Origin of the sequence: Paenibacillus sp. FSL H7-0714 (assembly GCF_038003765.1) — a bacterium.
Taxonomy (GTDB): Bacteria; Bacillota; Bacilli; order Paenibacillales; family Paenibacillaceae; genus Paenibacillus_AQ.
Map to the genome: position 1 here is coordinate 2,374,217 of NZ_JBBOPT010000001.1, position 22,312 is coordinate 2,396,528.

Annotated in this window: 25 protein-coding genes and 1 tRNA gene; 15 read left to right on the forward strand and 11 right to left on the reverse strand. The window is 44.2% G+C overall.

Annotated features, from left to right (window positions below; all coding sequences use genetic code 11):
- Positions 1–49 precede the first annotated feature (49 nt).
- Genes NST34_RS10305 through NST34_RS10315 form a run of 3 tightly spaced genes read left to right on the forward strand, consistent with a single transcriptional unit; the run spans position 50 to position 2,656 of the window.
- Complete coding sequence (locus NST34_RS10305; RefSeq protein ID WP_149643976.1) at positions 50–871, forward strand: ABC transporter permease; 822 nt, start codon at positions 50–52, stop codon at positions 869–871.
- Positions 872–900: 29 nt separating this feature from the next.
- The gene (locus tag NST34_RS10310) at positions 901–1,650 is read left to right on the forward strand and encodes an ABC transporter permease (RefSeq protein ID WP_339802457.1); all 750 of its coding nucleotides are present in this window, start codon (positions 901–903) and stop codon (positions 1,648–1,650) included.
- Positions 1,651–1,672: 22 nt separating this feature from the next.
- The gene (locus NST34_RS10315) at positions 1,673–2,656 is read left to right on the forward strand and encodes an ABC transporter ATP-binding protein (RefSeq protein WP_231573419.1); all 984 of its coding nucleotides are present in this window, start codon (positions 1,673–1,675) and stop codon (positions 2,654–2,656) included.
- 5 nt (positions 2,657–2,661) lie between these two features.
- Here the strand turns inward: NST34_RS10315 and NST34_RS10320 are convergent, their stop codons facing one another.
- The gene (locus NST34_RS10320) at positions 2,662–3,231 is read right to left on the reverse strand and encodes a TetR/AcrR family transcriptional regulator (protein WP_076283142.1); all 570 of its coding nucleotides are present in this window, start codon (positions 3,229–3,231) and stop codon (positions 2,662–2,664) included.
- A 163-nt stretch (positions 3,232–3,394) separates the two neighbouring features.
- Between NST34_RS10320 and NST34_RS10325 the strand changes: the two genes are divergently transcribed.
- From NST34_RS10325 to NST34_RS10335, 3 genes are read left to right on the forward strand one after another with little or no spacing between them, the layout of a single operon-like run.
- Positions 3,395–4,330 (forward strand): ketopantoate reductase family protein, encoded by a 936-nt coding sequence (locus tag NST34_RS10325; protein WP_341127689.1) that lies wholly within the window; start codon positions 3,395–3,397, stop codon positions 4,328–4,330.
- Positions 4,331–4,354: 24 nt separating this feature from the next.
- Positions 4,355–4,996: a histidine phosphatase family protein gene (locus NST34_RS10330; protein ID WP_341127690.1), complete on the forward strand. Its 642-nt coding sequence runs from the start codon at positions 4,355–4,357 to the stop codon at positions 4,994–4,996.
- A 15-nt stretch (positions 4,997–5,011) separates the two neighbouring features.
- Positions 5,012–5,602: a class I SAM-dependent methyltransferase gene (locus NST34_RS10335; protein WP_076283139.1), complete on the forward strand. Its 591-nt coding sequence runs from the start codon at positions 5,012–5,014 to the stop codon at positions 5,600–5,602.
- Between the two features lie 70 nt (positions 5,603–5,672).
- Here the strand turns inward: NST34_RS10335 and NST34_RS10340 are convergent, their stop codons facing one another.
- Positions 5,673–5,768 (reverse strand): sporulation protein YjcZ, encoded by a 96-nt coding sequence (locus NST34_RS10340; protein WP_197069771.1) that lies wholly within the window; start codon positions 5,766–5,768, stop codon positions 5,673–5,675.
- Positions 5,769–5,880: 112 nt separating this feature from the next.
- On the reverse strand, positions 5,881–7,284 hold the full coding sequence (locus tag NST34_RS10345) for an RsmB/NOP family class I SAM-dependent RNA methyltransferase (protein WP_076283138.1): 1,404 nt from the start codon (positions 7,282–7,284) through the stop codon (positions 5,881–5,883).
- A 157-nt stretch (positions 7,285–7,441) separates the two neighbouring features.
- On the opposite strand from NST34_RS10345, the gene NST34_RS10350 reads away from it, so the two are divergent.
- The 3 genes from NST34_RS10350 to NST34_RS10360 are packed head-to-tail and all read left to right on the forward strand — an operon-like array spanning position 7,442 to position 13,130.
- Complete coding sequence (locus tag NST34_RS10350; protein ID WP_042186889.1) at positions 7,442–8,578, forward strand: glycosyltransferase family 4 protein; 1,137 nt, start codon at positions 7,442–7,444, stop codon at positions 8,576–8,578.
- A gap of 6 nt (positions 8,579–8,584) precedes the next feature.
- Positions 8,585–9,895, forward strand: coding sequence for a metallophosphoesterase family protein (locus tag NST34_RS10355; RefSeq protein ID WP_341127691.1), 1,311 nt, complete (start codon positions 8,585–8,587; stop codon positions 9,893–9,895).
- Entirely contained in the window at positions 9,885–13,130 is a 3,246-nt protein-coding gene (locus tag NST34_RS10360; RefSeq protein ID WP_341127692.1) for an AAA family ATPase, read from the forward strand. Before NST34_RS10355 ends, NST34_RS10360 begins: the two co-directional genes overlap by 11 nt.
- Here NST34_RS10360 and NST34_RS10365 read toward each other — a convergent pair.
- Positions 13,117–14,229: a YkvI family membrane protein gene (locus NST34_RS10365; RefSeq protein WP_042186895.1), complete on the reverse strand. Its 1,113-nt coding sequence runs from the start codon at positions 14,227–14,229 to the stop codon at positions 13,117–13,119. The genes NST34_RS10360 and NST34_RS10365 overlap by 14 nt on opposite strands.
- Before the next feature lie 174 nt (positions 14,230–14,403).
- Between NST34_RS10365 and NST34_RS10370 the strand changes: the two genes are divergently transcribed.
- The 3 genes from NST34_RS10370 (at position 14,404) to NST34_RS10380 (ending at position 15,731) form a co-directional block, all read left to right on the forward strand.
- Positions 14,404–14,976: a xanthine phosphoribosyltransferase gene (locus NST34_RS10370; protein WP_076283133.1), complete on the forward strand. Its 573-nt coding sequence runs from the start codon at positions 14,404–14,406 to the stop codon at positions 14,974–14,976.
- Between the two features lie 101 nt (positions 14,977–15,077).
- Positions 15,078–15,395 (forward strand): hypothetical protein, encoded by a 318-nt coding sequence (locus tag NST34_RS10375; protein ID WP_036689410.1) that lies wholly within the window; start codon positions 15,078–15,080, stop codon positions 15,393–15,395.
- A gap of 117 nt (positions 15,396–15,512) precedes the next feature.
- Positions 15,513–15,731: a hypothetical protein gene (locus tag NST34_RS10380; protein WP_042186900.1), complete on the forward strand. Its 219-nt coding sequence runs from the start codon at positions 15,513–15,515 to the stop codon at positions 15,729–15,731.
- Between the two features lie 74 nt (positions 15,732–15,805).
- On the opposite strand, the gene NST34_RS10385 is transcribed toward NST34_RS10380, so the two are convergent.
- Positions 15,806–16,252 (reverse strand): hypothetical protein, encoded by a 447-nt coding sequence (locus NST34_RS10385; protein WP_042186902.1) that lies wholly within the window; start codon positions 16,250–16,252, stop codon positions 15,806–15,808.
- 187 nt (positions 16,253–16,439) lie between these two features.
- Here NST34_RS10385 and NST34_RS10390 point away from each other — a divergent pair.
- Positions 16,440–16,523 (forward strand) — tRNA-Leu (locus NST34_RS10390).
- A gap of 81 nt (positions 16,524–16,604) precedes the next feature.
- Here NST34_RS10390 and NST34_RS10395 read toward each other — a convergent pair.
- From NST34_RS10395 to NST34_RS10410, 4 genes are read right to left on the reverse strand one after another with little or no spacing between them, the layout of a single operon-like run.
- Positions 16,605–17,135, reverse strand: a complete 531-nt coding sequence (locus NST34_RS10395; protein ID WP_149643984.1) for a hypothetical protein — start codon at positions 17,133–17,135, stop codon at positions 16,605–16,607.
- A gap of 42 nt (positions 17,136–17,177) precedes the next feature.
- Complete coding sequence (locus NST34_RS10400; RefSeq protein WP_042186907.1) at positions 17,178–17,861, reverse strand: hypothetical protein; 684 nt, start codon at positions 17,859–17,861, stop codon at positions 17,178–17,180.
- The gene (locus tag NST34_RS10405; RefSeq protein ID WP_076283131.1) at positions 17,858–18,751 is read right to left on the reverse strand and encodes an ABC transporter ATP-binding protein; all 894 of its coding nucleotides are present in this window, start codon (positions 18,749–18,751) and stop codon (positions 17,858–17,860) included. Before NST34_RS10405 ends, NST34_RS10400 begins: the two co-directional genes overlap by 4 nt.
- A complete protein-coding gene (locus NST34_RS10410) occupies positions 18,748–19,119 on the reverse strand; it encodes a GntR family transcriptional regulator (RefSeq protein WP_042186911.1) in 372 nt (123 codons plus the stop codon). The genes NST34_RS10405 and NST34_RS10410 overlap by 4 nt, the downstream gene beginning before the upstream one ends.
- Before the next feature lie 233 nt (positions 19,120–19,352).
- Here NST34_RS10410 and NST34_RS10415 point away from each other — a divergent pair, with 233 nt between their 5' ends.
- Positions 19,353–20,162, forward strand: coding sequence for a class I SAM-dependent methyltransferase (locus tag NST34_RS10415; protein WP_341062018.1), 810 nt, complete (start codon positions 19,353–19,355; stop codon positions 20,160–20,162).
- Here NST34_RS10415 and NST34_RS10420 read toward each other — a convergent pair.
- Complete coding sequence (locus tag NST34_RS10420) at positions 20,154–21,164, reverse strand: S8 family peptidase (RefSeq protein ID WP_179085714.1); 1,011 nt, start codon at positions 21,162–21,164, stop codon at positions 20,154–20,156. The genes NST34_RS10415 and NST34_RS10420 overlap by 9 nt on opposite strands.
- Positions 21,165–21,570: 406 nt before the next feature.
- Here NST34_RS10420 and NST34_RS10425 point away from each other — a divergent pair, with 406 nt between their 5' ends.
- Positions 21,571–21,945, forward strand: a complete 375-nt coding sequence (locus NST34_RS10425) for a hypothetical protein (RefSeq protein WP_076298521.1) — start codon at positions 21,571–21,573, stop codon at positions 21,943–21,945.
- An 88-nt stretch (positions 21,946–22,033) separates the two neighbouring features.
- Here the strand turns inward: NST34_RS10425 and NST34_RS10430 are convergent, their stop codons facing one another.
- Positions 22,034–22,306 (reverse strand): hypothetical protein, encoded by a 273-nt coding sequence (locus NST34_RS10430; RefSeq protein ID WP_341127693.1) that lies wholly within the window; start codon positions 22,304–22,306, stop codon positions 22,034–22,036.
- Between the last annotated feature and the right edge of the window lie 6 nt (positions 22,307–22,312).

Consider the following 22,312-nt stretch of genomic DNA (forward strand, 5'->3'; position numbering starts at 1 on the left):
GAATAAGATTATATGTTGTGAGATATCAAAGATAGGCAGGATGTGACTTATGTTTGAGAAGATAAAGCACCGCTTTCGCGTTATGAGAGCGGTTGCTTTTGTTACTTATAAGGAATGGAGTGCGTACAGAACGCATTCGATGGTTTCTATTTTTGTAGGCCCGGTATATTTTTTAGTGCAGTATTATATATGGAGCGCTGTTTATAGCGGAGAATCCTCTATTAACGGGATGTCGCTCTCTCAGATGCTCTCTTATTTTTGCGCTACGATGTTGATCAACTACTTGACCATGGATTTTGCCGATTGGAACTTGCAAATGCTCATTCGCACCGGGAAATTCATTACGTTCTCTTTAAGACCAATGAATCATATGTTCTATGCATTGTCTCAGAAGGCAGGGCATAGGGTACTTGGGCTTCTATTTGAATTTATACCCTGCTTTATGATCTTCTTCTTTATTTTTCATATTGATGTTTTACCCGCAAATTTACTATACGCAATGCTATCGATAGCTATGGCGTTCATGATGAATTTTTTCATCCACTATAGTATTGGAATGGTGGCCTTTTGGATGGTGCAATCCTCCAGTATTCGTAACTTTTTTAGTCTTTGTGAGGGGATATTCTCAGGATCACTGATTCCATTAGTCTTTTTTCCAAAGTCCTTACAGATGGCTTCCTTTTTCTTACCGTTTCAATATACGACCTTTCTGCCTGCAATGGTCTATACAGGTAGCTATACTTTAGCTGATATAACCTTACCTATTCCCCAAGTTTTGTTGTTGCAGCTTGTAGCCGTTATTATTGCCGGAATAGTCTGCCGGGTGTTGTATGCGGTATCGCTTAAGCATTTTACGGGGGTGGGCGCATGAAACGTATGTATCTAATATACAAAACTTGTATGAAGGCGAATATTGCTTCTGCGATCACCTATCGCGTTAATTTTATTCTTAATAGCCTTATCATGCTCATAGGGAATGTATTGTTTCCCCTAGTAACGGTGTTCATCTATAATTCGAATGCTTCATTTGAAGGATGGACCTTTAAAGAGGCACTATTAATTCAATCCGTTTTCATTTTGTCTACGGCTTGTGCCGGGATTTTTTTTAACGGAATCATGTGGAATACGATGTCCCATGTAGTGGAAGGAACGCTGGAAGTGGTATTAATTAAACCAACCTCGAGCCTTTTTCTGCTGTTGGCCAGATCTTTTGAGTTCGAAAGTATCGGGCTTTTAGGTGGAGGAGTAGTCATGTTCGTTTACGCACTTAGCGGAATCGATGGGATGACCTTCAGCTCTTGGTTATTGTTCCTGTTATTGTTTGGAGCAGGGCTGCTTGTCATGTTTGGCGTGGCGCTCATTGTTGCAGCGATTTCCTTCAAATGGGTGGCGAATTCCCGCCTGCCGGAGATGTTTGAGAGCATTAAGTCTTTTGGACGCTATCCAGGGACGATTTTCCCTAAAGCAGTCGTAGCCGTGAGTTCTTTTCTTTTTCCGGTTTCCATGATTGCTTACTTTCCTGCATCTACACTGCTTGGACGATGGGAAGCTTATTTTTTTATAGCGATTATCCCTTGTGTGTTATTTGCGGCCTTCGGAATTTGGCTCTATACGTACATGCTTCGTAGTTACAAAAGTGCCGGAGGATGAATTTGTATGAAGGAGAATTACATTGGACATTATTACCGTCAAGAATTTAACTAAGCAATATGAAACGTATCACCGTGGACAAGATGCAAAAAGCGTATTTAAAAGTCTGTTTCACCGTGAAAAATCGATTATCACCTCTGTAGAAGATCTTTCGTTCAGTGTTGGAAAAGGAGAGATCATTGGCATTCTGGGGCCAAACGGTGCAGGTAAATCTACGACTATTAAAATGCTGACAGGCGTTCTCTATCCTACATCAGGAGAAATAAATGTTCTAGGATACAACCCTCATAAGCAGAAAAATCAATATGTAAAGCAAATCGGAGTGTTGTTCGGACAGAAATCTCAGTTAATATGGGACATTCCTCCTTTGGATAGCTTTTATATGAATAAGGAAATTTATGATATTCCTACGAATGACTTTCGTACAAGACTAGACCGATTTGTTAGCATGTTTGAGATTGGTGATATTATCACTAAGCCTACGCGCACCCTTTCACTGGGAGAACGAATGAAATGCGAGTTTATTATGGCAATGCTTCATTCTCCGCCAGTGGTTTTTTTGGATGAGCCGACGATCGGGCTGGATGTTATAGCTAAACAAAGAATCAGAGAATTCATTAAGCAAATGAATCAGGAAGGCACCACATTTATTCTAACGACACATGACTTGGAAGATGTGGAGCGTTTGGTGCAAAGAGTACTAATTATTCATCAAGGTAAAAAAGTATATGACGATAAGTTCTCCGAACTTCGACTTCATTTAGGCGCTAAAAAAGTGGTCAGGCTTTCTGCAGCTACAACGATTGGAGATATTGACCTGCCTGGGACTCTGATATCAGAAAGAATATCGGATTACGAAGTGGAATTAGAGATCGATACCGAGCAGTGTAAAATGGGTGAGTTTCTTCATATTCTTAGTGAAAAGGTAGAGATTCTTGATATATCCATTAAGGAGATCCAAATTGAAAAGATCATCAGCTCCATTTATGAGATGGATATGGGATAATATTTTCAAGCTTGAGAACGGATCATTTGCAGATTCAGATCTAGCATTGACCATAACTTTTCAGTAATTTCTTTTGCAGAACAAGGATTACTATGGGTAAACCACCATTCAATCACTCCGACAGTCGCCGAACTCAAAAATTGTACGGATATATCCTTACTTAACTTATCTAGGTTTAAATTGTTTTCTAAGAATTGTGTTTTGATTTGATTATTTATCATATCTTGTAATTGGTTTCTAAAGGAGAGCAAAGCTTTGTTTCTTAATAAAGTCTTATAAAAGAGAGCATTCTCCTCCAATTGTTCCAGTGTGCGGAGTAATGATGTCTTAGAGGGATTGGGGTCGGTTTCATCCTCCACTGCGGAGCAGCTTTCGATTAGTTGCTGGAGCTGAGCCGCCAGGCATTTATCCATCAGATCATATTTATCCGCATAATGGGAATAAATCGTTCCGCGGTTTACATCAGCGCGCTCTGCGATTTCGTTAATCGTTATTTTTTCAAAATCTTTTTCAGCCATTAGTTGAATTAATGCATTCATGATGGCTGTTTGGTTTTTTTTAATTCTTCTATCCATGGTAATACTCCCTTTTTATTAAACAATGTATTGTATTTTGTTGAAAAATCAACAAAACCGATCAAACTAACGATTGAACCCTACCGGAGATGTGATAATCTGATTTTATCGAACAGATGATCGAAATTCAACAAATGTCTAAAAAGGGATAGAGGAGTTAGATATGAGAATATTAGTTTTCGGAGCGGGAGTTTTAGGCAGCTATCTTGCACATGTCCTGGTGCGTGGGGGAAACGATGTCACAGTGCTTGCCAGAGGGAAGCGTGCAGAGCAATTGACGAAAGACGGTCTTGTACTTCGCCATTATTTTCAATGTAAAAACACTATGGATTCTGTAAAAGTCATCTCAGAGCTTCAACCGGATGATCACTATGATCTTATTTTTGTTGTTATGAAATACAATGATTTTCCGGCCGTATTACCTATTTTAGCTAAAAATCAGAGTCAGAATATAATTCTTGTGGGTAATAATGGCGATGCTCACGAAATGCAAAAGGATCTTCAGGAAATGAGCGATGTAAGAAAAAATATACTCTTTGGATTTCAGCTTAGCGCAGGAATTCGTGAAGCGAGCGGTCGAGTTATCAAAATACATGCAGGTGGGCAAATGGTACTTGGCAGTCTTGACGGTGAGATCCCAATAAAACTCTTACTGGAAAAAGCGTTTGAGAACGCTAAGTATAAGCTAACTTATCATGAGGATATGGATGCTTGGCTCAAAAGTCATATCGTGCCTATAGTGGCTTTGAACTCCCTTAATTATCTTCATGACGGGGATTTGAAAAAGGTATCTAAAGATAAGAAGCTATTAAAACAAGCCATTTCAGTAATGGACGAAGGGTTTCAAATGATGGAGAAGCTAGACTATACGATCACTCCAGCAGGTCAAGTTGACTTTATTCGAAAACATAAACAGGGTGTATACTATGGTCTGAAAATAATTCATAAATTACCCTTTATGAAATTTGTAGATGGTTCTTTCAGCGAAATTGCAGCTTTGTTTAATTCGTTTGATAAGTTGAAACAACAAGCAAACATTGCGACGCCCCAGTGGGATCAACTTCAAAAACAAGCGATCTCGAAGTATAATGCAAAATAATCTTTTTTGGGAGGTGTACAATCGATGACTATATATTTTATACGGCATGGAATAGATGATGAAGGCTATCGTGGGGGTTGGAGTCAACGTGGACTTGTAGTAGAGGGCTATAGACAAGCCGAACGACTTGGTTGTTATCTTAAGGAAAATCAGTCTAGCTTTAACATCACTCGTATCCTTAGCAGTGATTTGCAGCGTGCGTTAGATACAGCAAATGAGATCGCCAGAGCGCTAAGCTTGCCTGTTGAAAGCAGTCAGTCTTGGAGAGAAACGAACAATGGTGTAATCGCTGGAATGCCCCATGAAATTGCAAATGAACGATACCCGGGTCTCTATTTCTCAGAATTAAGAATGGATGAGAGATTTCCAGGAGGAGAGAACCCACAGGATTTTTTTACGCGAATTAATACAAGTTTCTCAAAACTATGTAATGAACTGGAGAGTACTGATCCAAAAGAAAATGTATTTGTGGTTACGCATGGTGGCGTAATTAATATTATTTATCATATTTTAAAAGGGCTAACGTGGACCAATAAGAATGCCCATTTCCCGACTTCATATACAAGTATTCATAAAATAGAATATCAAGTAGATAAGTGGGTAGTTACAGCTGAAAATCTTACGGAACATATATCAAGTGATCAGGCTGCTGGTTTGTCCAATTGATTGGGAGGTACAAATATGGGATTATTGAATGCACTGATCGATCAAGCCAAGAACCCGAGAGGATTCGTGGGGAATATCATGATCAAGATCATGAACCGGGCACATTCCAGCATAACAACGTGGGGGCTTAAAAAAATAGAAGTGATGAACAACGCACCTATTTTGGACATAGGCTGTGGTGGCGGTCAAACTATACATATGCTTGCAAAACATAATAAATATCAGGAAATCTACGGCATAGATTATTCTCAGCAAGCTGTGGAGACATCCAATCAAAAAAACAATAAGGCTGTTGCCGCAGGTAAGGTGAAGATTAGTCAGGGAGACGTATCGGCTTTACCGTTCAATGATGGATTTTTCGGGACGATCACGGCTATTCAGACGCATTATTTCTGGCCAGATCTTGAACAAAATATAAGTGAAGTGTTTAGGGTGCTGAAGACAGGCGGAACGTTTGTTATTATTTCTGAGGTCTATAAAATCAATTATCACATGAAACAATACACAAAAAACGAAGAGATAGATCAGTTATTTCGGAAAGTTGGCTTTCAAACGGTAAATATTCACGAGAACAACAAATGGAGATGTTATGCTGGAAAGAAATAAAGCGGCCGCACCGCCCTACAAAGGACGACACAGCCGCTTTAATTTCACCGTCTAATTAGCCGGATTGGTATTAAACGAACAACGAACGGGAAATGATTACGAGCAAGATAAAAAGTACCAAGATCGCTCCAGTCGAAGTGAAGGCTCCTCCATGAAATTCACCCATGTTAATTCCTCCTTACCATATGTCTTTGTTCTCAAGTGCTGCGGCGGGTGTCGCAGCTTTCTGAGATAATGACATCATATGCCAAAGTGGACTGGATGTACTGGTCTATGGCCTATTGCTCGTCAATATGGGCTTTTAAGATGCGAAGTCCTTTAGGAAGATGATTCTTAAGTTGGCCTGCACTTGCTTTGCCCCAACTTATCGGCAATCCATCTAAAGTTACAAGTGTCCATCCATGTAATTCCACCGGCACTGGTAAGCTTTCTCCCCGGAGCCAAGCATGTATTTCCAGCCCCCCACTACTGAGATCAAAACTACGTGTTACTTGTGTGTGCTGAATCGCCATCGCTAGGGCGTGAGCGGGTTCAATCCGATTTTTCTTCAAATGGGCAATATGTAGCCCGGCACGAGGAATACGCAAACCATCCAGCAGCCCAATATGGAGGTTGCCATTAAAGGATTCAGGCAGTAAATATAGGGATTCTCCGAACAGCAGAGGGACGCCTTGATATGAGAAACCAGGAAGCTCTAACGAAGCCCAGTCTTGGAATAACTGGTATGCATCGCGAACGGAAGAATTTATTTTTGGGTTGCTTTTGCTTCGACGCTTTTTGGTGCTGCGTTTGACGTCATCGTTAACGTCGTTTTCGGTAACACTGTGCTTACGTAGGAGTGCAACAAAGTGGCCTTCGCCTTTTTCTAAATGTGGCCAAAGGCGCTTGTGGGTAAGTAACTCCATATCGGGGTAACGATCCGTCAATCGGGCAATGATCTCCTCATTCTCTTGACGGTTAAAGGTGCAAGTAGAGTAGGCTAGAGTCCCCCCAGGCTTAAGCATAAGGTAGGCGTCTTGCAGGATGTCCCATTGTCTCGCCGCACACATAACCACATGGTCAGGAGACCACTCTTGAACGGCATTTGGATCTTTTCGAAACATGCCTTCTCCTGAGCAAGGAGCATCCAGCATAATTCGGTCAAAAGCAAGTGGAAAGCGCGAAGACAGCTGCTCTGGCGTTGCACAGGTTACGAGGGTATTCTTAATGCCTAAACGTTCTACGTTCTCTGCAAGAATTTTTGCGCGCTCTGGATGGATTTCATTAGAAATTAAGAGGCCTTGTCCTTGCATTAAACCAGCGATATGCGTAGTTTTACCCCCTGGAGCTGCTGCAAGGTCGAGGACGGTTTCACCGGGTTTAGGTGCCAGCAGTTCAGCTGCGGACATTGCGGAAGGCTCCTGAATATAATATAGTCCAGCAGCATGGTAAGGGTGCCTGCCTGGTCGAGCGGGCTCTTCATAATAATAACCATCAGGGCACCATGGGATAGGTTTCAGATCAAACTGTGAGACTGTGCGTTCTACTGCGACTTGACCTGAATCTGAGATACTTTTCAATGGATTAAAGCGAAGTCCCTGCGTTCGTGGAGCTGAATAACTTTCTAGAAAAGCATTTGCCTCTTGCCCCAGCATTTCTTGTATATATGCGGTGTAAGAGGCAGGCAGCTGTTCTTCCTTCATAGATCATTCTCCTTTTTCTTAGTTGCTGTTTCATGTTTATACCGATAAAATCAAGGTATGGGGAACGTAATCGTACCTGAAATTCTACATATACACAACTATATCATAATTGCCAAGTCTTACTGTACGTAAGGCAATTGTAAAGGGGATGTACCATATGAATTTGCTGCAAGCGCTCTTCTTCCCGCCGGAGCAACCCGGTGGTGTATCGTCCATGATCCCTTATCTTCAGGAAAGGTTCCGTTCAAGCCGCTGGGAGATGGATTTGTTTTGGTTACCTAAGCGGATTCGCAACAAGGGACATGAAGAAGTCATATTCGAGACCTTTGATTGGACCCAGTTTGGGGAAAGTCAGATCGTTCAGAAATATATTCAGACCTACCGTGATTATCTATGGTGGACTAAACTACGAATGAGCAAGACATATGATCTTATCCATTCCCATCATCCAATTGCTGGTCTAGCAATGAAAAAAGTATTTCCAAATACTCCGTTAATTCAAACCTTACATTCCAGTTATGAGCGAGAGCTGATTCTGAATGGAGCTATTTCTGAAGGTGGGCTGGAACATCAGTTTCTAGTTTCGCTATACCGCGAACTTGAGCATGTTAGTGATCGGTTAATGACTGTGTCGCAAGCTTTTGCAGAGTATGTGGCGCCTTATATTCTAGATCCTTCTAATATAGGAGTAATACCGAATGGTTTTGATGAGAAAAGGTTTAAGCCAGTCCCGCATGACAACGCTGTACCACAGTTAGTGACTGTGACACGTCTAGTTCCAGCCAAAGGAATTGATACTTTACTCAAGGCCTGTGCTGAGCTTAAAAATCGCGGCCATGAATATGTACTGCATATTATTGGAGATGGACCTTCCCGTGCGGATTTGGAAAACATGGCTAAGCAATTAGGGATTTATAATGAAACGATTTTTTATGGATATACGCTCCATCCGGAAGAATTCATGCCTTTCTTTGATATTTTCGTGCTGCCTTCTCGGGCGGAGGCCTTCGGATCGGTATTTGCAGAAGCAGCGCTTAGCTGCTTGGCTTTAGTTGGGACGAATGTAGGCGGGATACCAGAGCAGATTGAAGATGGTGTGAATGGCCTGCTCGTCAGTCCTGATGATGAGATTGCTCTTGCTGACGCTTTAGAGAAGGTGATATCTGATCCGGCTTATCGTTATGAGCTTTCTCGTTCAGCTTGGGATAAAGCGAAAAGCTTGTATTCGCTGACTCGTGTCGCTAATGAACTTAAAAAGACATACTTACAGTATCCCTCAGGAACGAAGGGGTGAGCAGCTATGATTCCATTTCGATTTCTACATGCTGCTGACTTACATCTGGATAGCCGTTTTGCTGGGCTGGCGCATATTTCGCCAGCCATTCGTTCTTATTTACGTGAGTCGACCTTCGCCGCCCTTGGGCGGCTTGTCCGCGTTGCCATCCAAGAGAATGTTGATTTTATCGTCATCAGTGGAGATGTATACGATGTTTCTGACGCTTCCTTACAGGGTCAACTGCGATTTCAGGAAGCACTCAAGGAACTGGGTCAGCAAGGAATACATGTGTTTCTGATCCATGGCAACCATGATCCACTTGACGGATTGCGTCTGACTACAGAAATGCCCAGGCATGTTACCGTGTTTGGAGGAGAGAAGCCAGATCTCGCCACGGCTTACCGTCGCAAAGATGGTCAAGAAGTAGCTATTGTTAGTGGAATCTCCTATCCGACTGCGAAAGTTACGGACAACACTGCAGTGACCTTTTCTCGAAAGCCTGGCAGCAGTCTGTTTCATATTGCTATGCTGCATGGGAATGTAGACGGTGATTTGCTGCACGAGACGTATTCTCCTTGCAGTCGCAGGGACCTAATCGAACGGGGTTTTGATTATTGGGCACTTGGACATATCCATAAACGTAGTGTATTGCATGAAAAACCGGCGATTATATACCCGGGCAATATACAAGGACGTAGCATTAAGGAAACCGGACCAAAGGGTTGTTATGTTGTGGATGTTGATGAGGCTGGAAGTGCCACGCCCCAGTTTCATGAGCTTGATTATGTTCGCTGGCAGGTACGGGATCTGTCCATTGAGGGATTGAGTAATGAAGCGGAATGGATACAAAGGGTGGAGCAGGTGATTGACGATATCAGGGAGGAACTCCCGGAGCTGATGTCAGTGGTCAGATTTCGTCTGATCGGACGCGGGGACGTACATAAAGTATTAGCTGAAAAAGGAGCGGTAGAGGATCTGCTGTCTGAACTCCAGCGCCGTGAGGCGGTTCGGGCTGAGCGAAAAGATTATAAGGGACTTGTCTGGGTGGAAGGATTCGCTGTAGAATCCGGGTTAGCTATTGACCGTGAACGGTTATTAGAGGAGGATAGCTTTCTTGGAGAAATGCTGCGAATTACAGAGCGTACGGAACATTCAGCAGAAGCGCTTGAAGAATTAATAAATAGTGCGCTTAAGCCGCTCATGGAGAATCAGGAGCTGCGACAGCTACTCTCGGTGACAAGTCAAGAGGAGAAGTTAAGTTGGCTTCGTAGTGCAGCGGAACAGGGAATCACCATGCTCGGTGGAATGGAGGGTGCTCCAGAAGATGAGAATTGAACATTTGCAGATCCATGGCTTCGGACGTTTGCATAACCGAGAGATTGAACTATCGGAAGGAGTTACTATACTCTATGGACGTAATGAAGCAGGAAAAAGCACGACGTTACAGTTTATTCGCTCCATGCTGTTTGGAATTCCAAGTCGTGGTAACCCTACGGAGAGGTATGAACCTATGCAAGGCGGATTACATGGGGGAATACTGAAGGCACGTGATAGTAATGGTGCCCTGTGGACCATTCGTCGCCATACAACTGGTGGTGAAGGCTCAGGAAGAAATGAGAAACTGAACATCACGGTTAACCATCCGAATGGAACAACGCAAGAGCTAGGGCAAGCTGAAATGGAGCGTCTTTTGCTTGGTGGTATCTCTCGGAGCATGTTCCATCAATTGTTCGCGGTCTCTCTCGATGAACTGCAGGAGCTTGCTGCGCTTCAATCAGAAGAGATGGGCAGCTTTCTCTTTCACGCGGGTATGGGCGGTGGTGGAACGATCATGCGTGCGGAACGCCGATTGGTACAGGAAGCTGAGAAGCTGTATAAACCTCGGGGCAAGCTACAGGAAGCTGCTAAAATCGTTCAGGCTATTGAGAAACTAGAGCGTCAGATGGCGGAGAGCCGCTCTTATCTTCCACGTTATAACGGTAATATAGCAGCATTAAAGGTTACGGAATCTGAGCTAGATCAACTGGAACAACAACGTAAGCTTACTGGAGACAAGCTCGTGATGCTTCGCAAAGCTCAGGATGTTCGTGAATTGTGGTTAAAATGGAGCGATGCGCAGCTCGAGCTGCAGGACCTGCCAGCGATTACAACCTTTCCTGAAGATGGAGCGATTCGCTATCAGGCACTTGAAGGTGAAATTCGGAATGCTCAGGGAGCAGTAACTCGTTATGAACGTCTGCAAAGTGAGCTTACGGCTGAGCTGGAGCAGAATCCGCCGAATGCGTTGTTAACAGCGCAAGGGCCTGCCCTGGAGCGGCTGGATCGCCATCGGAGCAGCTATGAAAACCTGCGAGTGGAAAGACAGCGGCTAGAAGGTGAATTGACCGCGCTGAATGAGCATTTGCAGCGAATTCTGCGAGGCATTGATGTCAGCTGGAGCGCGGCAGAGCTGACTGCATTTTCGGGTGCAGCGGCGGATCGTGAAGCTGCACGGAGGTTTGCGGCGGCGTTCGCAAGTTATGATCGCCGCATGGAAGCGGAGGGCGCAGCGCGGCAGACGCTGCGCTCCCGCTTGGCCGCTGCCTCAGCTTCGCTGCAGGCAGCAGAACGGGCGCTGGCGCGTGAACACGCAACCGGCGCCGAATCTTTTGCGCAGCTGGCTCCGCGCAGCGCCCGAGAAGTGCTGCAGCTGTGGGACGAGCTGCAGCAGGCGGCCGAGCGCTGGCGCGAAGCACAGCTCAGCGAAGGGCCGCAGCGCGGCCCCGGCGCCGGAAGTGATGTCCCTAGCGCGCAGCGCATGGCCGCGCTCTACCGGCGCCTGCTGTGGGCTGGGGCAGCACTAACCGTGCTGCTGCCCACAGCGCTGTGGCTGACCGGTGCTCCGCCGGTCAGTGCAGTGCTCGCGATCGGCCTGCTTGGCGCGGCCGATCTGGCCCTTTGGGCCGGCCTCAGCGGAGCGCGCCGGCCGGAAGCGTCCCCGCCAGTGCATGGCGGGGACGTGGGCACAGCCGCAGCCGAGATGCTGCGGCTGCGGGGGCAGCTGCTCTCCGGGGCGGAGCCGGAGAGCGCCATGCCGGGGCGGCGATCGGCCGCCCCGGGGTCCAGCCCTGACGCAGGCGGGCTGGAAGCCTCCATGAGGGAGCTTCGCAGGCTCATGGAGGCTTGGTCCGCTTGGCGGCAGCGCATTGAACGCTATGCCGCCGAGCGGGATGCCTGCCGCACGGAGCTGGAGACGCTGGCAGGCCAAGAGAAGCTGCTCGCGGAAGAAATGAGCCTGGCAGAGACGGCTTTTACGCAAACTGCTGAGCACTATGAAGAATGGCTGCGTGAGCGCAGATTGCCCGAAGGGTTGTCTCCGGAAGGGCTGCCGGATATCTTCGCTATGGTGGAGCAGGGGAACGAACTGCTGCGCCAAGAGAATAAGCTCTCTGTACGTCTGAAAGAGCTGGAAGATGAGTGTCACGTGTTCGAGGAGGAGCTGCTTGCTCTCATTTATGAATCAGGTACTGACCCTTTAGACGAGTCTGGCGTAGCGGCAACTAGCTTTGATATGGATCCGCACGATGGACAGCGACGATCTGCACTAACTTTACTAAGCTGGCTGGAACTTCGAAAAAGAGCCTGGGATGAACTGAAAAAGGACCTGGTTCGCCGGGAAGGTATTCAGTCACGGTTACAAGAGCTTCTGGAAGAGCTTAAGGAGAGCCATAGGGTATTAAGTGAGTTAAGAGAACAGCGTGAACACCTGTTGCACGAAGGCGGAGCAACAGGCGGGGAGGATTTCTTAAGGAGATCGGCTGCTGTACAGCGGCGTAGTGAGCTGAATAAATTCATTCGCCAGTGGGAGCTAGCCATGTTTGGAGGCTGGGAGGATGAGCGAGTTAACGCCTTGCAGTTATTATTAGATCATCATGATGCTTCTGCACTCCAGAAGGAACGTACGGCAGCTGAAGACCTAGCTGAACGGGAAGAAGAACTGTGGAACACCCTGCTGGAGCAACGAGGAAAGCTGCTTCAGGAAAGGGAGTATTTGAAAGAGCGTTGTATGGAGGACTCTGTTATTCAGCAATTGGAAGAGCAGAGAGCTGCTCTGCGAATCGTGGCTGATAAGTATGCGGTAGCAGCATTAACTGCTGAATTAATCGGAAGAACCCGCCGTATTTATGAACAGGAGAAGCAACCGCAGGTACTTTTGCTTGCATCTGACTATTTCTCCAAGCTGACCGAAGGGGAATACAAAAGAGTAGTTATGACTCTAGGTCATAAAGAACTAAAAGCGGAACACAAAGATGCTGGACTGCTGGACAGCGGTCTGCTCAGCCGTGGGACGGCAGAACAGTTGTACCTTTCCATCCGCTTGGCACTTGCAGAGACGATGTCTCGGCAAGTATCGCTGCCACTGCTGTTCGATGATCTATTCGTCAATTTTGACGAGGCTCGTCTTCATGCTGCGCTTTCACTGCTTGGTGAACTGTCGGTCTCCCGCCAGATTGTGATGATGACCTGTCACAAGCATGTGGCGGAAGCGGCAGCACGAATCATTCCAACAGCAGCAGTTATTTCCGTGTAACTGGTTTTATGGATACAAGGCTGTTCCCTTTTCCACTCGAACCCGATGAAGAATCGCTACGTGGTGGAGTAGACCATGGCGTACGTAGTAGCATGACAGCCCAGACCATCGACAAAGCTCCGAAGATCGGGTAGAACACGGAGAGTAGAGAGCTAAAGCCAAATTGGCTCAGTAAATAACAGACCAACATCAGAATCGGCGTAATCAATGCGGGTTTAACTGGAATTCGTTGTTTAAGCTGCATGGTGACACCATAAATGTCGGCGACAAAAGTGCTAAAGATCTCCAAAAAGATCAGCAACAAATATATAGTTTGTACTACAGTACCCAACCGGATGGCGATGTTGCCCATAGGGATTTCAAATTGGAGAATATCAGGCATCTGGGAGCTCATCGCGAAATGTGCGGCGATCAACATAAAGCCGATTCCGGCACCACCAATAATACCGCCCCAGACAAGAGATTTTTCTTCATCAGTATGTCGAGCCATGGGAACTAATACGGCTTGAGCCATACCTAGATTGAAGGCGGTGTAGAGCAACGGCGACATCCAAGCGCCAAAGATTGTCCGATCCGTTTCTAGGAATAAGAACCGCTGAGCTCCTGGAATTTGAAAGGTATTAAAAATAATGATGAGTGACAGCGTAAGCATTAATGGGACGATCAGACTGTTCATTTGCAGAATACCGGAAATTCCCCGTTTAAGCAGAAAATAAGAACCAACCAGCGTGAGTATTAGCCCTGTTTGATAATGAAATCCAAGATGCTCTTGAAAAATAGCGCCCGCGCCTGCAAGCATAATACTATTGACACCGATTAAGATGACCATCGTGAACAAACTGATGGTGCTTCCGACTTGGTCGCCGAAGAGGTGTCGGTTAAAGTCTTCATAAGACTCTGCTTCTATGCGCCGAGCGATGACCATCATTTTCGTACCCAGCCATATAAACAGTATAGTAGAGAGCAGGATGGTCAGGACTGCCCAGTGTCCGTAACGAGTGAAGAATTTTAATATTTCTTGTCCGGTGGCGAATCCGGCTCCTACAATGGTGCCAATGTAAGTGAATGCGATCTGTAATGTTCGGACATGTGATTTCATGGCTCCCCTCCTAATAGTTTTAAGAACAAAAGAAAAATCATAATGCGTGCTATGCAGGATTGCCTTGTGCACTCTGTATAGTACAGGTTATGATGAGGATCAGTAGGACATGACTTCCGTGATTCATTTGTACGGAACGTCTGCGATTATAAAGGGTATTGGAGGTTCAAAGTCATGGAAGTGTTGAAACAGCGGATTTTGGAGGAAGGTGTCGTCGTTTCGGATGAAGTGCTGAAGCTTGATGCACTGTTGAATCATCAGGTAGATCCGCAGCTTACGATGGAAATGGGACGGGAGTTTGCCGGGAGGTTTGCGGACTGCGGAATTACACGTATTGTGACCGTGGAATCCTCGGGCATTGCCGTGGCATTTGCCACCGCATATGAGTTAAAGGTGCCGTTAGTTTTTGCACGTCGCAAAAAAACACTGTTAGCAGATCCGGACGCACTTTGTGAAAGAGTTCCTTCTTTTACGAAAGGTATTGTTACCGACATTATGTTGTCTCGCCAATTCATCTCTCCAGAAGATAAAATCCTCTTTATCGATGATATTATTGCTAATGGTGATGCAGCACGTGGATTGATTAAGATCATCGAGCGCTCTGGCGCTGAGCTGGTAGGTCTTGGCGTTGTAGTGGAAAAAAGCTTTCAGGCAGGAGCCCGGACGATCAAAGAACAAGGCATCCGACTGGAGTCACTCGTAAGAATTACTTCTCTTAGTGGAGGCACCATTGAATTTGGGGAATAACCCGTTTTTGAGATAAGAACAGGCCTATTTTTCAAACAACTGCTTTTCACCCTATAGATTTTCCTTTATAATAAAATCAGACATAGGGAGGAGGCGTCACAATGGGGAAAGAACCGGTGACTGAGCAATTTTTTATTGATAAATTAACCGAGGCCAAGGATCACTTCGAGCGTGCGCTGGATTGCAAACACACGGAATTCGACGATCTGTATCCCTATATGATTGAACATCCTCAGTTTTTTTGGTACAAACGCTATGTAGCTTGGTCAGAACTTTTGACAATCAAAGGTTTATGTGAGGAACTTTCCTTCCCTTGGAGGGAGAAATTCACAACAAACCAAGTGGAGTATCTGGAGCAACGTGTGATGTCCGCTAAAGTTCTTGATTTCTGGTTCGAGAAGAATGAAGCGCTGATATAAGAATGCTTTAGTAGACATGCAATTGGTCAATTACTTATACGAGACCCAGATGATTTTTCATTTGGGTCTTTTTTCTGGATGAAAATAGGATAAGCTATACAGAGGGAGGAATTCATGATGATTAGCGATGAACAATTGGATGCATACCGAATTTCCGGCGAGAAAATTCGTGTGGTGCGGGACGGCATAGAAAGTAATGATGTAAAAGGGATTGTTCTGGCTTGGGATGATTCGCAGGTGATGATACGTCGTCAGAATAGACGAGTAGTAAAGCTAGATCGGAATTATTTATTCCAACCCTTCAGCGAACCAAGGAAAGAACCTGATAATATATAGTTTCCGCAGCAAAAACAGCTCCTTACCCAAATCGGGTGGGGAGCTGTTCTGCTTACATATAAGCCTCTGACGGATTAAATACTTAAAGCTAGCTGGGAGTCACTTTCTTCTCTGGAGAGTATGGAGAGCTCTGTGGACAGTCCGAGATACGCACGCATTCGCAGCATCATCTCTCTACGGAATCCTGGCCATAATATATTCATCTCACCTTGATATCCTCTACAGGAGTACAAGGCCTCGACTCCTCGTTGATCTTGGCGAACGGTTGTGATCTTCAGATCATGTGAGCTCAATTCACGCGTAACCTCTTGAAGCATTAGTGAGGTTTTCTTAGTGGCACCAGACAAGAGCTCCATATAAAGCTGAGGGGTCTTAAATAGACCACTCTTGCTGATTACACGGCAGTCACGCTCGAAAACTTTATGAATAAACGTTAGCAGCAAATAGCTTCTGACAAGGGACAGTTCTTCTTTAGTAACATCTTCATCAACAATGGATGTCTTCAACTTCGTAGTCGCCATTATAAATCACCTCATTTATATTATGCGAACTTTTGTTCTCATTATACCTTATATTCGGAATTAAAAGCAATAATTATCCATAAAATAATGATCGATAAGAAAAGCTGGAAAATATATTGACGCTTTAATCTCAGCATGGTATGATCTATCTTGTGACCGCAAGTTTGATATGTAGTCATTATGATGTGCGGTCGTGGCGGAATTGGCAGACGCGCACGGTTCAGGTCCGTGTGGTAGCAATATCGTGGAGGTTCGAGTCCTCTCGACCGCATCACAAGAAACTCCCTTGAGAAATCAAGGGAGTTTTTTTTGTGAATATAATTAATCGAAGGTAACTTTAGCATACTCGTATCTAGATCGATAAATATCGAATTAACCCTAATAGAGCGAAGGCGAGCAAAACTGTTCCAGCACCAATGCCTGTAATTGCACTGTTTGCGACCTTAAGTTTTTTAGATATGAACAGTGATACGATAGAGATTGCAACCAGAAGTGCTGCTAAAAGGTATAAACTGAAATCGTTAAACACACTTTTTAAGCCAATAAAATGAATCCCTACTATAAAGGCAATCCAAGGAGCAACATAATCATTATACTTACATTTCATCAATATAGAAGCTCCAGCACCAGCCAACAATAATTCAATATAGACAGAAATTAGATAATTATCAAAAGAGGTCTTGTCATTTAATACGGAGGGAGCATCCCAGTTCGTCACACTTAAATAGACACCAATCAAGCAGACGAGAAGGGATACACCAGAAGCTATGCCAATATATTTTCGCCAGCTGGATCTGGGGTTTTCTTGTGCCCAACCAAACCAACTAAAACTAAACATACCGAATATAGAAGCATACATGGCGTAATCCCTCACATAATCCATACAATACCCCCTATAAATATTAACAATATTCCAGGCAGAGTCTTATACTGTAGACTTCCGAAGCATCCAGAACGATAAGAGTGCATACAAGACCGTCAAGGGCATACTCCACAAGGCAAGTTCAAATGCGGTATGGCTAGCCAACCAATTAAATACATCTACCCACCACTGATAATATGTCATTAACAATCCAGCGACACTGTACAGAATAAACATGACTGCCGCGAAAATGAATAGGCCGCTTCTACCAAATCTACGGAAGATGCTGGATATAACAAATCCCCAATAAAACATATGCAACAAGATCATGAAATAGATCCACAGCTGCTCTAGGACGGTACCATCATTCAAGTATGGTAGGTGAAAATAATGTAGCTGCACACCCCATCCAGATGTTAATTTGGTTTCTATAATAGATAGCAGGAACAGAAGTAGTGAGAAGCCGGCACTTGTTATAACGGCCATCAATGATGTGCCGAAGAAATAATCTATCCTCCGTAGGCTTAAGCCCAAGGCAAAGGGGAAAGTCTGTACTAAAATGATGATACCTATGACAAACATATAAATAAAGATTGAGACTAGGCCGCCGGTATACATTGGTTCTTGCAGGAAAAAAGCTATGACAAGATTAACCAAAAAGCTGGACAATAATATAATCCAAGGCATAAACAACCAAAACCATTTATCCTTATAGTGCATTTTTAATATCCCTGTCATTTGGTTCATTGCACTGCAACTCCCTTCTCTTGGGATTTTCTGTTTGTAAGATGAACAATTAACTGTTGTAAAGATATCGGGGAGATCTCCAGACCAAGCATCTCAGCACGTGATAGATCTGTTGAGTTTAAGCCAATAACAGTGGCAGAAAGTAATCCGCCAAAGGATTCACGAGAGATGATCTCTTTACCGGTGATTAAATCTTCGACCTTCGCAGCCGCACCGATAACTTTAGCAGCCCGCCCGCGAAGAGCTTCAGCATCCTCATTGATAATCAGCTTACCGTTGTCGATAACAATGACATGCTCTAATAGCTGGCTTACCTCGTCAATTAAGTGTGTAGACAAGACAACTGTTCGCGGATATTCTGAATAATCCTCAATTAGTCGATCGTAAAACAGGCTTCTTGCTACAGCATCGAGACCTAAATAAGGTTCGTCAAAAATAGTCAGCGGAGCGCGGCTCGCCAAGCCTACTACAATGCCCACCGCCGAGAGCATTCCTCTGGACAGCTTCTTTATTCTTCTTTTTAAGGGGAGATTAAAGTCCTTGATTAAGGAGTGGGCGTAGTCCCGATCAAAGTTAGGGAAGAATAACTCGGATACCTCTAGAACATCGATAATACGGTACGTATCCGGATACTTTTGGCTTTCCTTAATAAAGCAAATCTGATTGAGTACGCGGTTATTCTCGTAGGGATGTTCCCCGAACACCTTCAAATCACCGCTTGTAGCAAATAACTGTGCTGTGATCATGTGCATGATCGTTGTTTTTCCTGCACCATTTCTACCAAGCAGGCCATAGATTTTATTCTTTTCTAAAGAAAAACTAATGTCTTGGATGACGGTTACCTTTCCATACGACTTGGTCAGTCCCTTGATCTCAACGACTTCATTCATGATCGATTATCTCCCCTCTGAATCATCTTCGTTAATTGATCCAACGTAATTCCTAATTTCTCTGCTTCACGGATCATAGTTACAACATATTGCTCATAAAATTGCTCTTTTCTCTTTTCCATCAATACTGTGCGCGCTCCAGAAGCTACAAACATGCCGATACCTCGCTTTTTGTATAAAATTCCTTGGTCGACAAGCAAATTCACACCTTTCGCAGCCGTCGCCGGATTGATCTGGTAAAAAACAGCAAATTGATTTGTTGAAGGAACCTGTGATTCCTCCAAGAGTGTTTCTTCGATGATGTCATTTTCTATGCGTTCGGCGATCTGCATAAATATCGGTCGAGTATCATCCATTAAGCTTCCCATGTATTCACCGCCATGTTCATTGGTTAGTTAGTTATGTAATTAACCATACATGCAACAGACCTATTTGTCAATCATTACTATGTGGATTTTTTGATCCTTTGAGCCCAAATCCAGTGAATTGGCGTATCAGCATAAATAAAAAGGCAGTTCGGATTCACACCGAACTGCCTTTTATTTTATTTGGATGTCTGCTATGATTTTGTCCTATTAGAAAACAAGAGAAGGGTGAAACTATGAATGAATATGGTCCGGATTTATTTAAAGGTACGGCAGTGTACTATTCAAAATATCGACCGCAGTATCCTTCATCCCTTATTCGGTTCTTAATTCAGAAGTTTTCGCTTAACGGAGAAGGCCGTCTGCTTGATTTAGGGTGTGGTACGGGTCAGCTGGGACTAAGATTTAGTGATTGGTTTGAAGAAATGATAGGTGTAGATACGGAAAGTGGAATGTTGGAAGAGGCTAATCGTCTATCAAAAATCCATAGGGTTGATAACGTTAGTTGGATGCTTGGTAGAGCAGAAGAGTTGCAGAACGTCTGGGGTTCCTTCCGTCTTACCATCCTAGCCAAAGCGTTTCACTGGATGGATAGATCGTCTATTCTTGAAATCCTATACCACAGTTCGGACAATAATGGCGGTCTAGCAATTATTGATACTTTTAATGTAGGGCAAGAGCCATTATCTTGGCAGCTTAAGGTAAATGAAGTAGTGAAACGCTGGTTAGGTAACGAAAGAATCGCAGGAGACAGCATCTATACTCATCCTAAAGAAAGACATGAGGATATTGTTGCGCGATCTAGCTTTAAGGATGTGGAAAGATTGATTTTACCGAGTTATTCAGTGACATGGACGGTGGATTCGATTCTTGGCAATTTGTATTCCACTTCCTATGCTTCAAAGCGCTTATTTGGAGATCACTTGGAACGATTTGAAGCGGATTTGAAATCTTCTTTATTAGAAATTGAGCCTACGGGTAAATTTACTGAAGTGTTATCAGTTTCTGTTATCACAGCTTTAAAGAAGGAAGCAAAATCACAATAAAAATCTTGCATTGATCTCACCAGAGCCCGCTGTGTTAGGGGGGAGTTTCAGAGAGAATGTGTTCTTTTTTAGTATGGATTTCACTTGCTTAGGAGTTAGTGAGGGATTTCTCTGTAGCAATTGAGCAATAACACCAGAGACTATAGGTGTTGAGACACTGGTACCGGACAGCACAAAGTAATTTTTAGCGATTCGCAAGTAAGGAAGCTCGCGATCTAGCTTGGAATGAGGCGCACGAAGAGAGATAATGGTTTCGCCAGGGGCTACGAGGTCTGGTTTCTTTCGCCCTCCCGGTGCAGGTCCGCGGCTTGAATACGAGGTAATCCGGTCGTCCTTTTGTGTGAGCGTGCGACGGTCATCCACTGCACCTACGGTAATTGCAGAAGGACTAATACCAGGAGATTCTATCGTCCTGCGTCCAGGGCCGCTATTTCCAGCTGCAATCACAACAGTGAGTCCAGCCTTTATTGCTTTTTCTACGGCTTGGCACAGCGGGTCATCAGCACAAGGTGAATTTACCGTACCCCCTAATGACATCGAAAGGATACGTAGTTTTAGTCGCTTTCGATTCGCAATACACCACTCAATTCCTTTAATAATCGTGGAGTCATATCCGTCGCCATTTTTATCGAGTACTTTAACACCGACGATCCCTGCCTTTGGAGCAGGGCTTTTGTATTTTCCTTTACTCATCCATCCGTTGCCTGCCGCGTCCCCTGCGATATGAGTCCCATGGCCGTTATCGTCGTAGGGAAGTTTTCTGTGATTGATAAAATCTTTAAAAGCTACGATACGGTTACAGGGCTGAATCAGATCAGGGTGCCTATACACTCCTGTGTCAAGAATGGCAATGTTGATTCCTTTTCCGGTAAGTCCCTGTTTCTTTTGGACGGATGTAGAACCGATGGATGGTGTCGCTATATAAAGTGATGTTTTTTTAATTCCGTCAACATAGATTTTATCGATTCCATGCCAACTGCACATCTGTTTCAGACAGTTCATCGAAACTCGTGATGATACAGAATTTAGTATGGGGAGATGATGTTTGATAGGAAAGTCGTGTGATTCTAGATGTTTTTGTAATGACTTCAGCTGTGCTGGGGTCATTTTTTGTTTGAATTTGATAATGATAGGAATTTTAGCGGATGTACCGCGACTGACTTGGGAGTGTTGAATTCTTTTTCTTAGCGCCCTATGGATTCTTGAACTATATTGCTCTAGCCACAATTGTCGGCTCATTTATTAATGGATCACCTCACAAGTGCATTATATGCACCACTGATCCAGTGGGTACGAATCTATGAATCTAGGAATAAAGTACATTTCTAGAATAGTAGGTAAAAGTGAGGTCAAGCATTCCAAATCTTGCATCTAATATCGTATCCTAAAAAGAAAGTGGTGAAGGAAAATGGCAATGATTAAGAAGCCAGTCAATAAGCAAGCCGTTATGGCGGCCAAAGCCCTCGCGGCAAAAAGAGTGAAAGCAGCTGCAACCCGGAAGAAACGGAGAATCAGACAGACATTGGACAGATTTATTGTTCTCGCTATTGGTACAAATGCAACTGGAACACCTAAAGACACTACAGGGTGGACCGCTTCATTATTGAGAACTGGAAATCCAGCTATAGTTGCTGATTTCGATGAATTTGGTGTAGCTAGATTCCCAACAGTTAGCACACTAACAACGGTGCCGTATCTTCTCACATTAAGAGATGAGAACGGAAATGCTATAAAAAGCTTTAATGTACCGTCAGATCGAGAATTCTATGTAGCTAGGTTCTAAATTTGGACTAGCTTAGTTATACTCAAGTTAACAACAGCACGTGTCGATCCTATTTCGCCGCGTGCTGTTTTATTTGTCTTATTTTAGATTATGCAGATTTTAACCATACTTGAATCTCATAAACCCACTGAAACATTCCGGTGAAAATGACTGTCTGGATGATGAATGGAATCTCCGTATTATATTCGGCTTTAGCATGTGCAGCGATATTCTGCATCGTTTCCATTCTCTGCTCCTCCGAGCAATAACCATAGAGATAAATTCCTTTAGGTAATATTGAAATACAGTCGGCCTGTTCAGGGTACTTCTCACAAACTACAAAAAAGACAGATGGATTCTCACTAGGCTCTAAAGTAGTCATAATATT

What these genes read in the sequence shown, in the direction of transcription:
- NST34_RS10305 (WP_149643976.1), top strand. Translation starts at nt 50, where the DNA reads ATGTTTGAGAAGATAAAGCACCGCTTTCGCGTTATGAGAGCGGTTGCT.
- NST34_RS10310 (WP_339802457.1), top strand. Translation starts at nt 901, where the DNA reads ATGAAGGCGAATATTGCTTCTGCGATCACCTATCGCGTTAATTTTATT.
- NST34_RS10320 (WP_076283142.1), bottom strand. Translation starts at nt 3,231, where the DNA reads ATGGATAGAAGAATTAAAAAAAACCAAACAGCCATCATGAATGCATTA.
- NST34_RS10325 (WP_341127689.1), top strand. Translation starts at nt 3,395, where the DNA reads ATGAGAATATTAGTTTTCGGAGCGGGAGTTTTAGGCAGCTATCTTGCA.
- NST34_RS10330 (WP_341127690.1), top strand. Translation starts at nt 4,355, where the DNA reads ATGACTATATATTTTATACGGCATGGAATAGATGATGAAGGCTATCGT.
- NST34_RS10335 (WP_076283139.1), top strand. Translation starts at nt 5,012, where the DNA reads ATGGGATTATTGAATGCACTGATCGATCAAGCCAAGAACCCGAGAGGA.
- NST34_RS10340 (WP_197069771.1), bottom strand. Translation starts at nt 5,768, where the DNA reads ATGGGTGAATTTCATGGAGGAGCCTTCACTTCGACTGGAGCGATCTTG.
- NST34_RS10345 (WP_076283138.1), bottom strand. Translation starts at nt 7,284, where the DNA reads ATGAAGGAAGAACAGCTGCCTGCCTCTTACACCGCATATATACAAGAA.
- NST34_RS10350 (WP_042186889.1), top strand. Translation starts at nt 7,442, where the DNA reads ATGAATTTGCTGCAAGCGCTCTTCTTCCCGCCGGAGCAACCCGGTGGT.
- NST34_RS10355 (WP_341127691.1), top strand. Translation starts at nt 8,585, where the DNA reads ATGATTCCATTTCGATTTCTACATGCTGCTGACTTACATCTGGATAGC.
- NST34_RS10360 (WP_341127692.1), top strand. Translation starts at nt 9,885, where the DNA reads ATGAGAATTGAACATTTGCAGATCCATGGCTTCGGACGTTTGCATAAC.
- NST34_RS10365 (WP_042186895.1), bottom strand. Translation starts at nt 14,229, where the DNA reads ATGAAATCACATGTCCGAACATTACAGATCGCATTCACTTACATTGGC.
- NST34_RS10370 (WP_076283133.1), top strand. Translation starts at nt 14,404, where the DNA reads ATGGAAGTGTTGAAACAGCGGATTTTGGAGGAAGGTGTCGTCGTTTCG.
- NST34_RS10375 (WP_036689410.1), top strand. Translation starts at nt 15,078, where the DNA reads ATGGGGAAAGAACCGGTGACTGAGCAATTTTTTATTGATAAATTAACC.
- NST34_RS10380 (WP_042186900.1), top strand. Translation starts at nt 15,513, where the DNA reads ATGATTAGCGATGAACAATTGGATGCATACCGAATTTCCGGCGAGAAA.
- NST34_RS10385 (WP_042186902.1), bottom strand. Translation starts at nt 16,252, where the DNA reads ATGGCGACTACGAAGTTGAAGACATCCATTGTTGATGAAGATGTTACT.
- NST34_RS10395 (WP_149643984.1), bottom strand. Translation starts at nt 17,135, where the DNA reads ATGGATTATGTGAGGGATTACGCCATGTATGCTTCTATATTCGGTATG.
- NST34_RS10400 (WP_042186907.1), bottom strand. Translation starts at nt 17,861, where the DNA reads ATGAACCAAATGACAGGGATATTAAAAATGCACTATAAGGATAAATGG.
- NST34_RS10405 (WP_076283131.1), bottom strand. Translation starts at nt 18,751, where the DNA reads ATGAATGAAGTCGTTGAGATCAAGGGACTGACCAAGTCGTATGGAAAG.
- NST34_RS10410 (WP_042186911.1), bottom strand. Translation starts at nt 19,119, where the DNA reads ATGGGAAGCTTAATGGATGATACTCGACCGATATTTATGCAGATCGCC.
- NST34_RS10415 (WP_341062018.1), top strand. Translation starts at nt 19,353, where the DNA reads ATGAATGAATATGGTCCGGATTTATTTAAAGGTACGGCAGTGTACTAT.
- NST34_RS10420 (WP_179085714.1), bottom strand. Translation starts at nt 21,164, where the DNA reads ATGAACTGTCTGAAACAGATGTGCAGTTGGCATGGAATCGATAAAATC.
- NST34_RS10425 (WP_076298521.1), top strand. Translation starts at nt 21,571, where the DNA reads ATGGCAATGATTAAGAAGCCAGTCAATAAGCAAGCCGTTATGGCGGCC.
- NST34_RS10430 (WP_341127693.1), bottom strand. Translation starts at nt 22,306, where the DNA reads ATGACTACTTTAGAGCCTAGTGAGAATCCATCTGTCTTTTTTGTAGTT.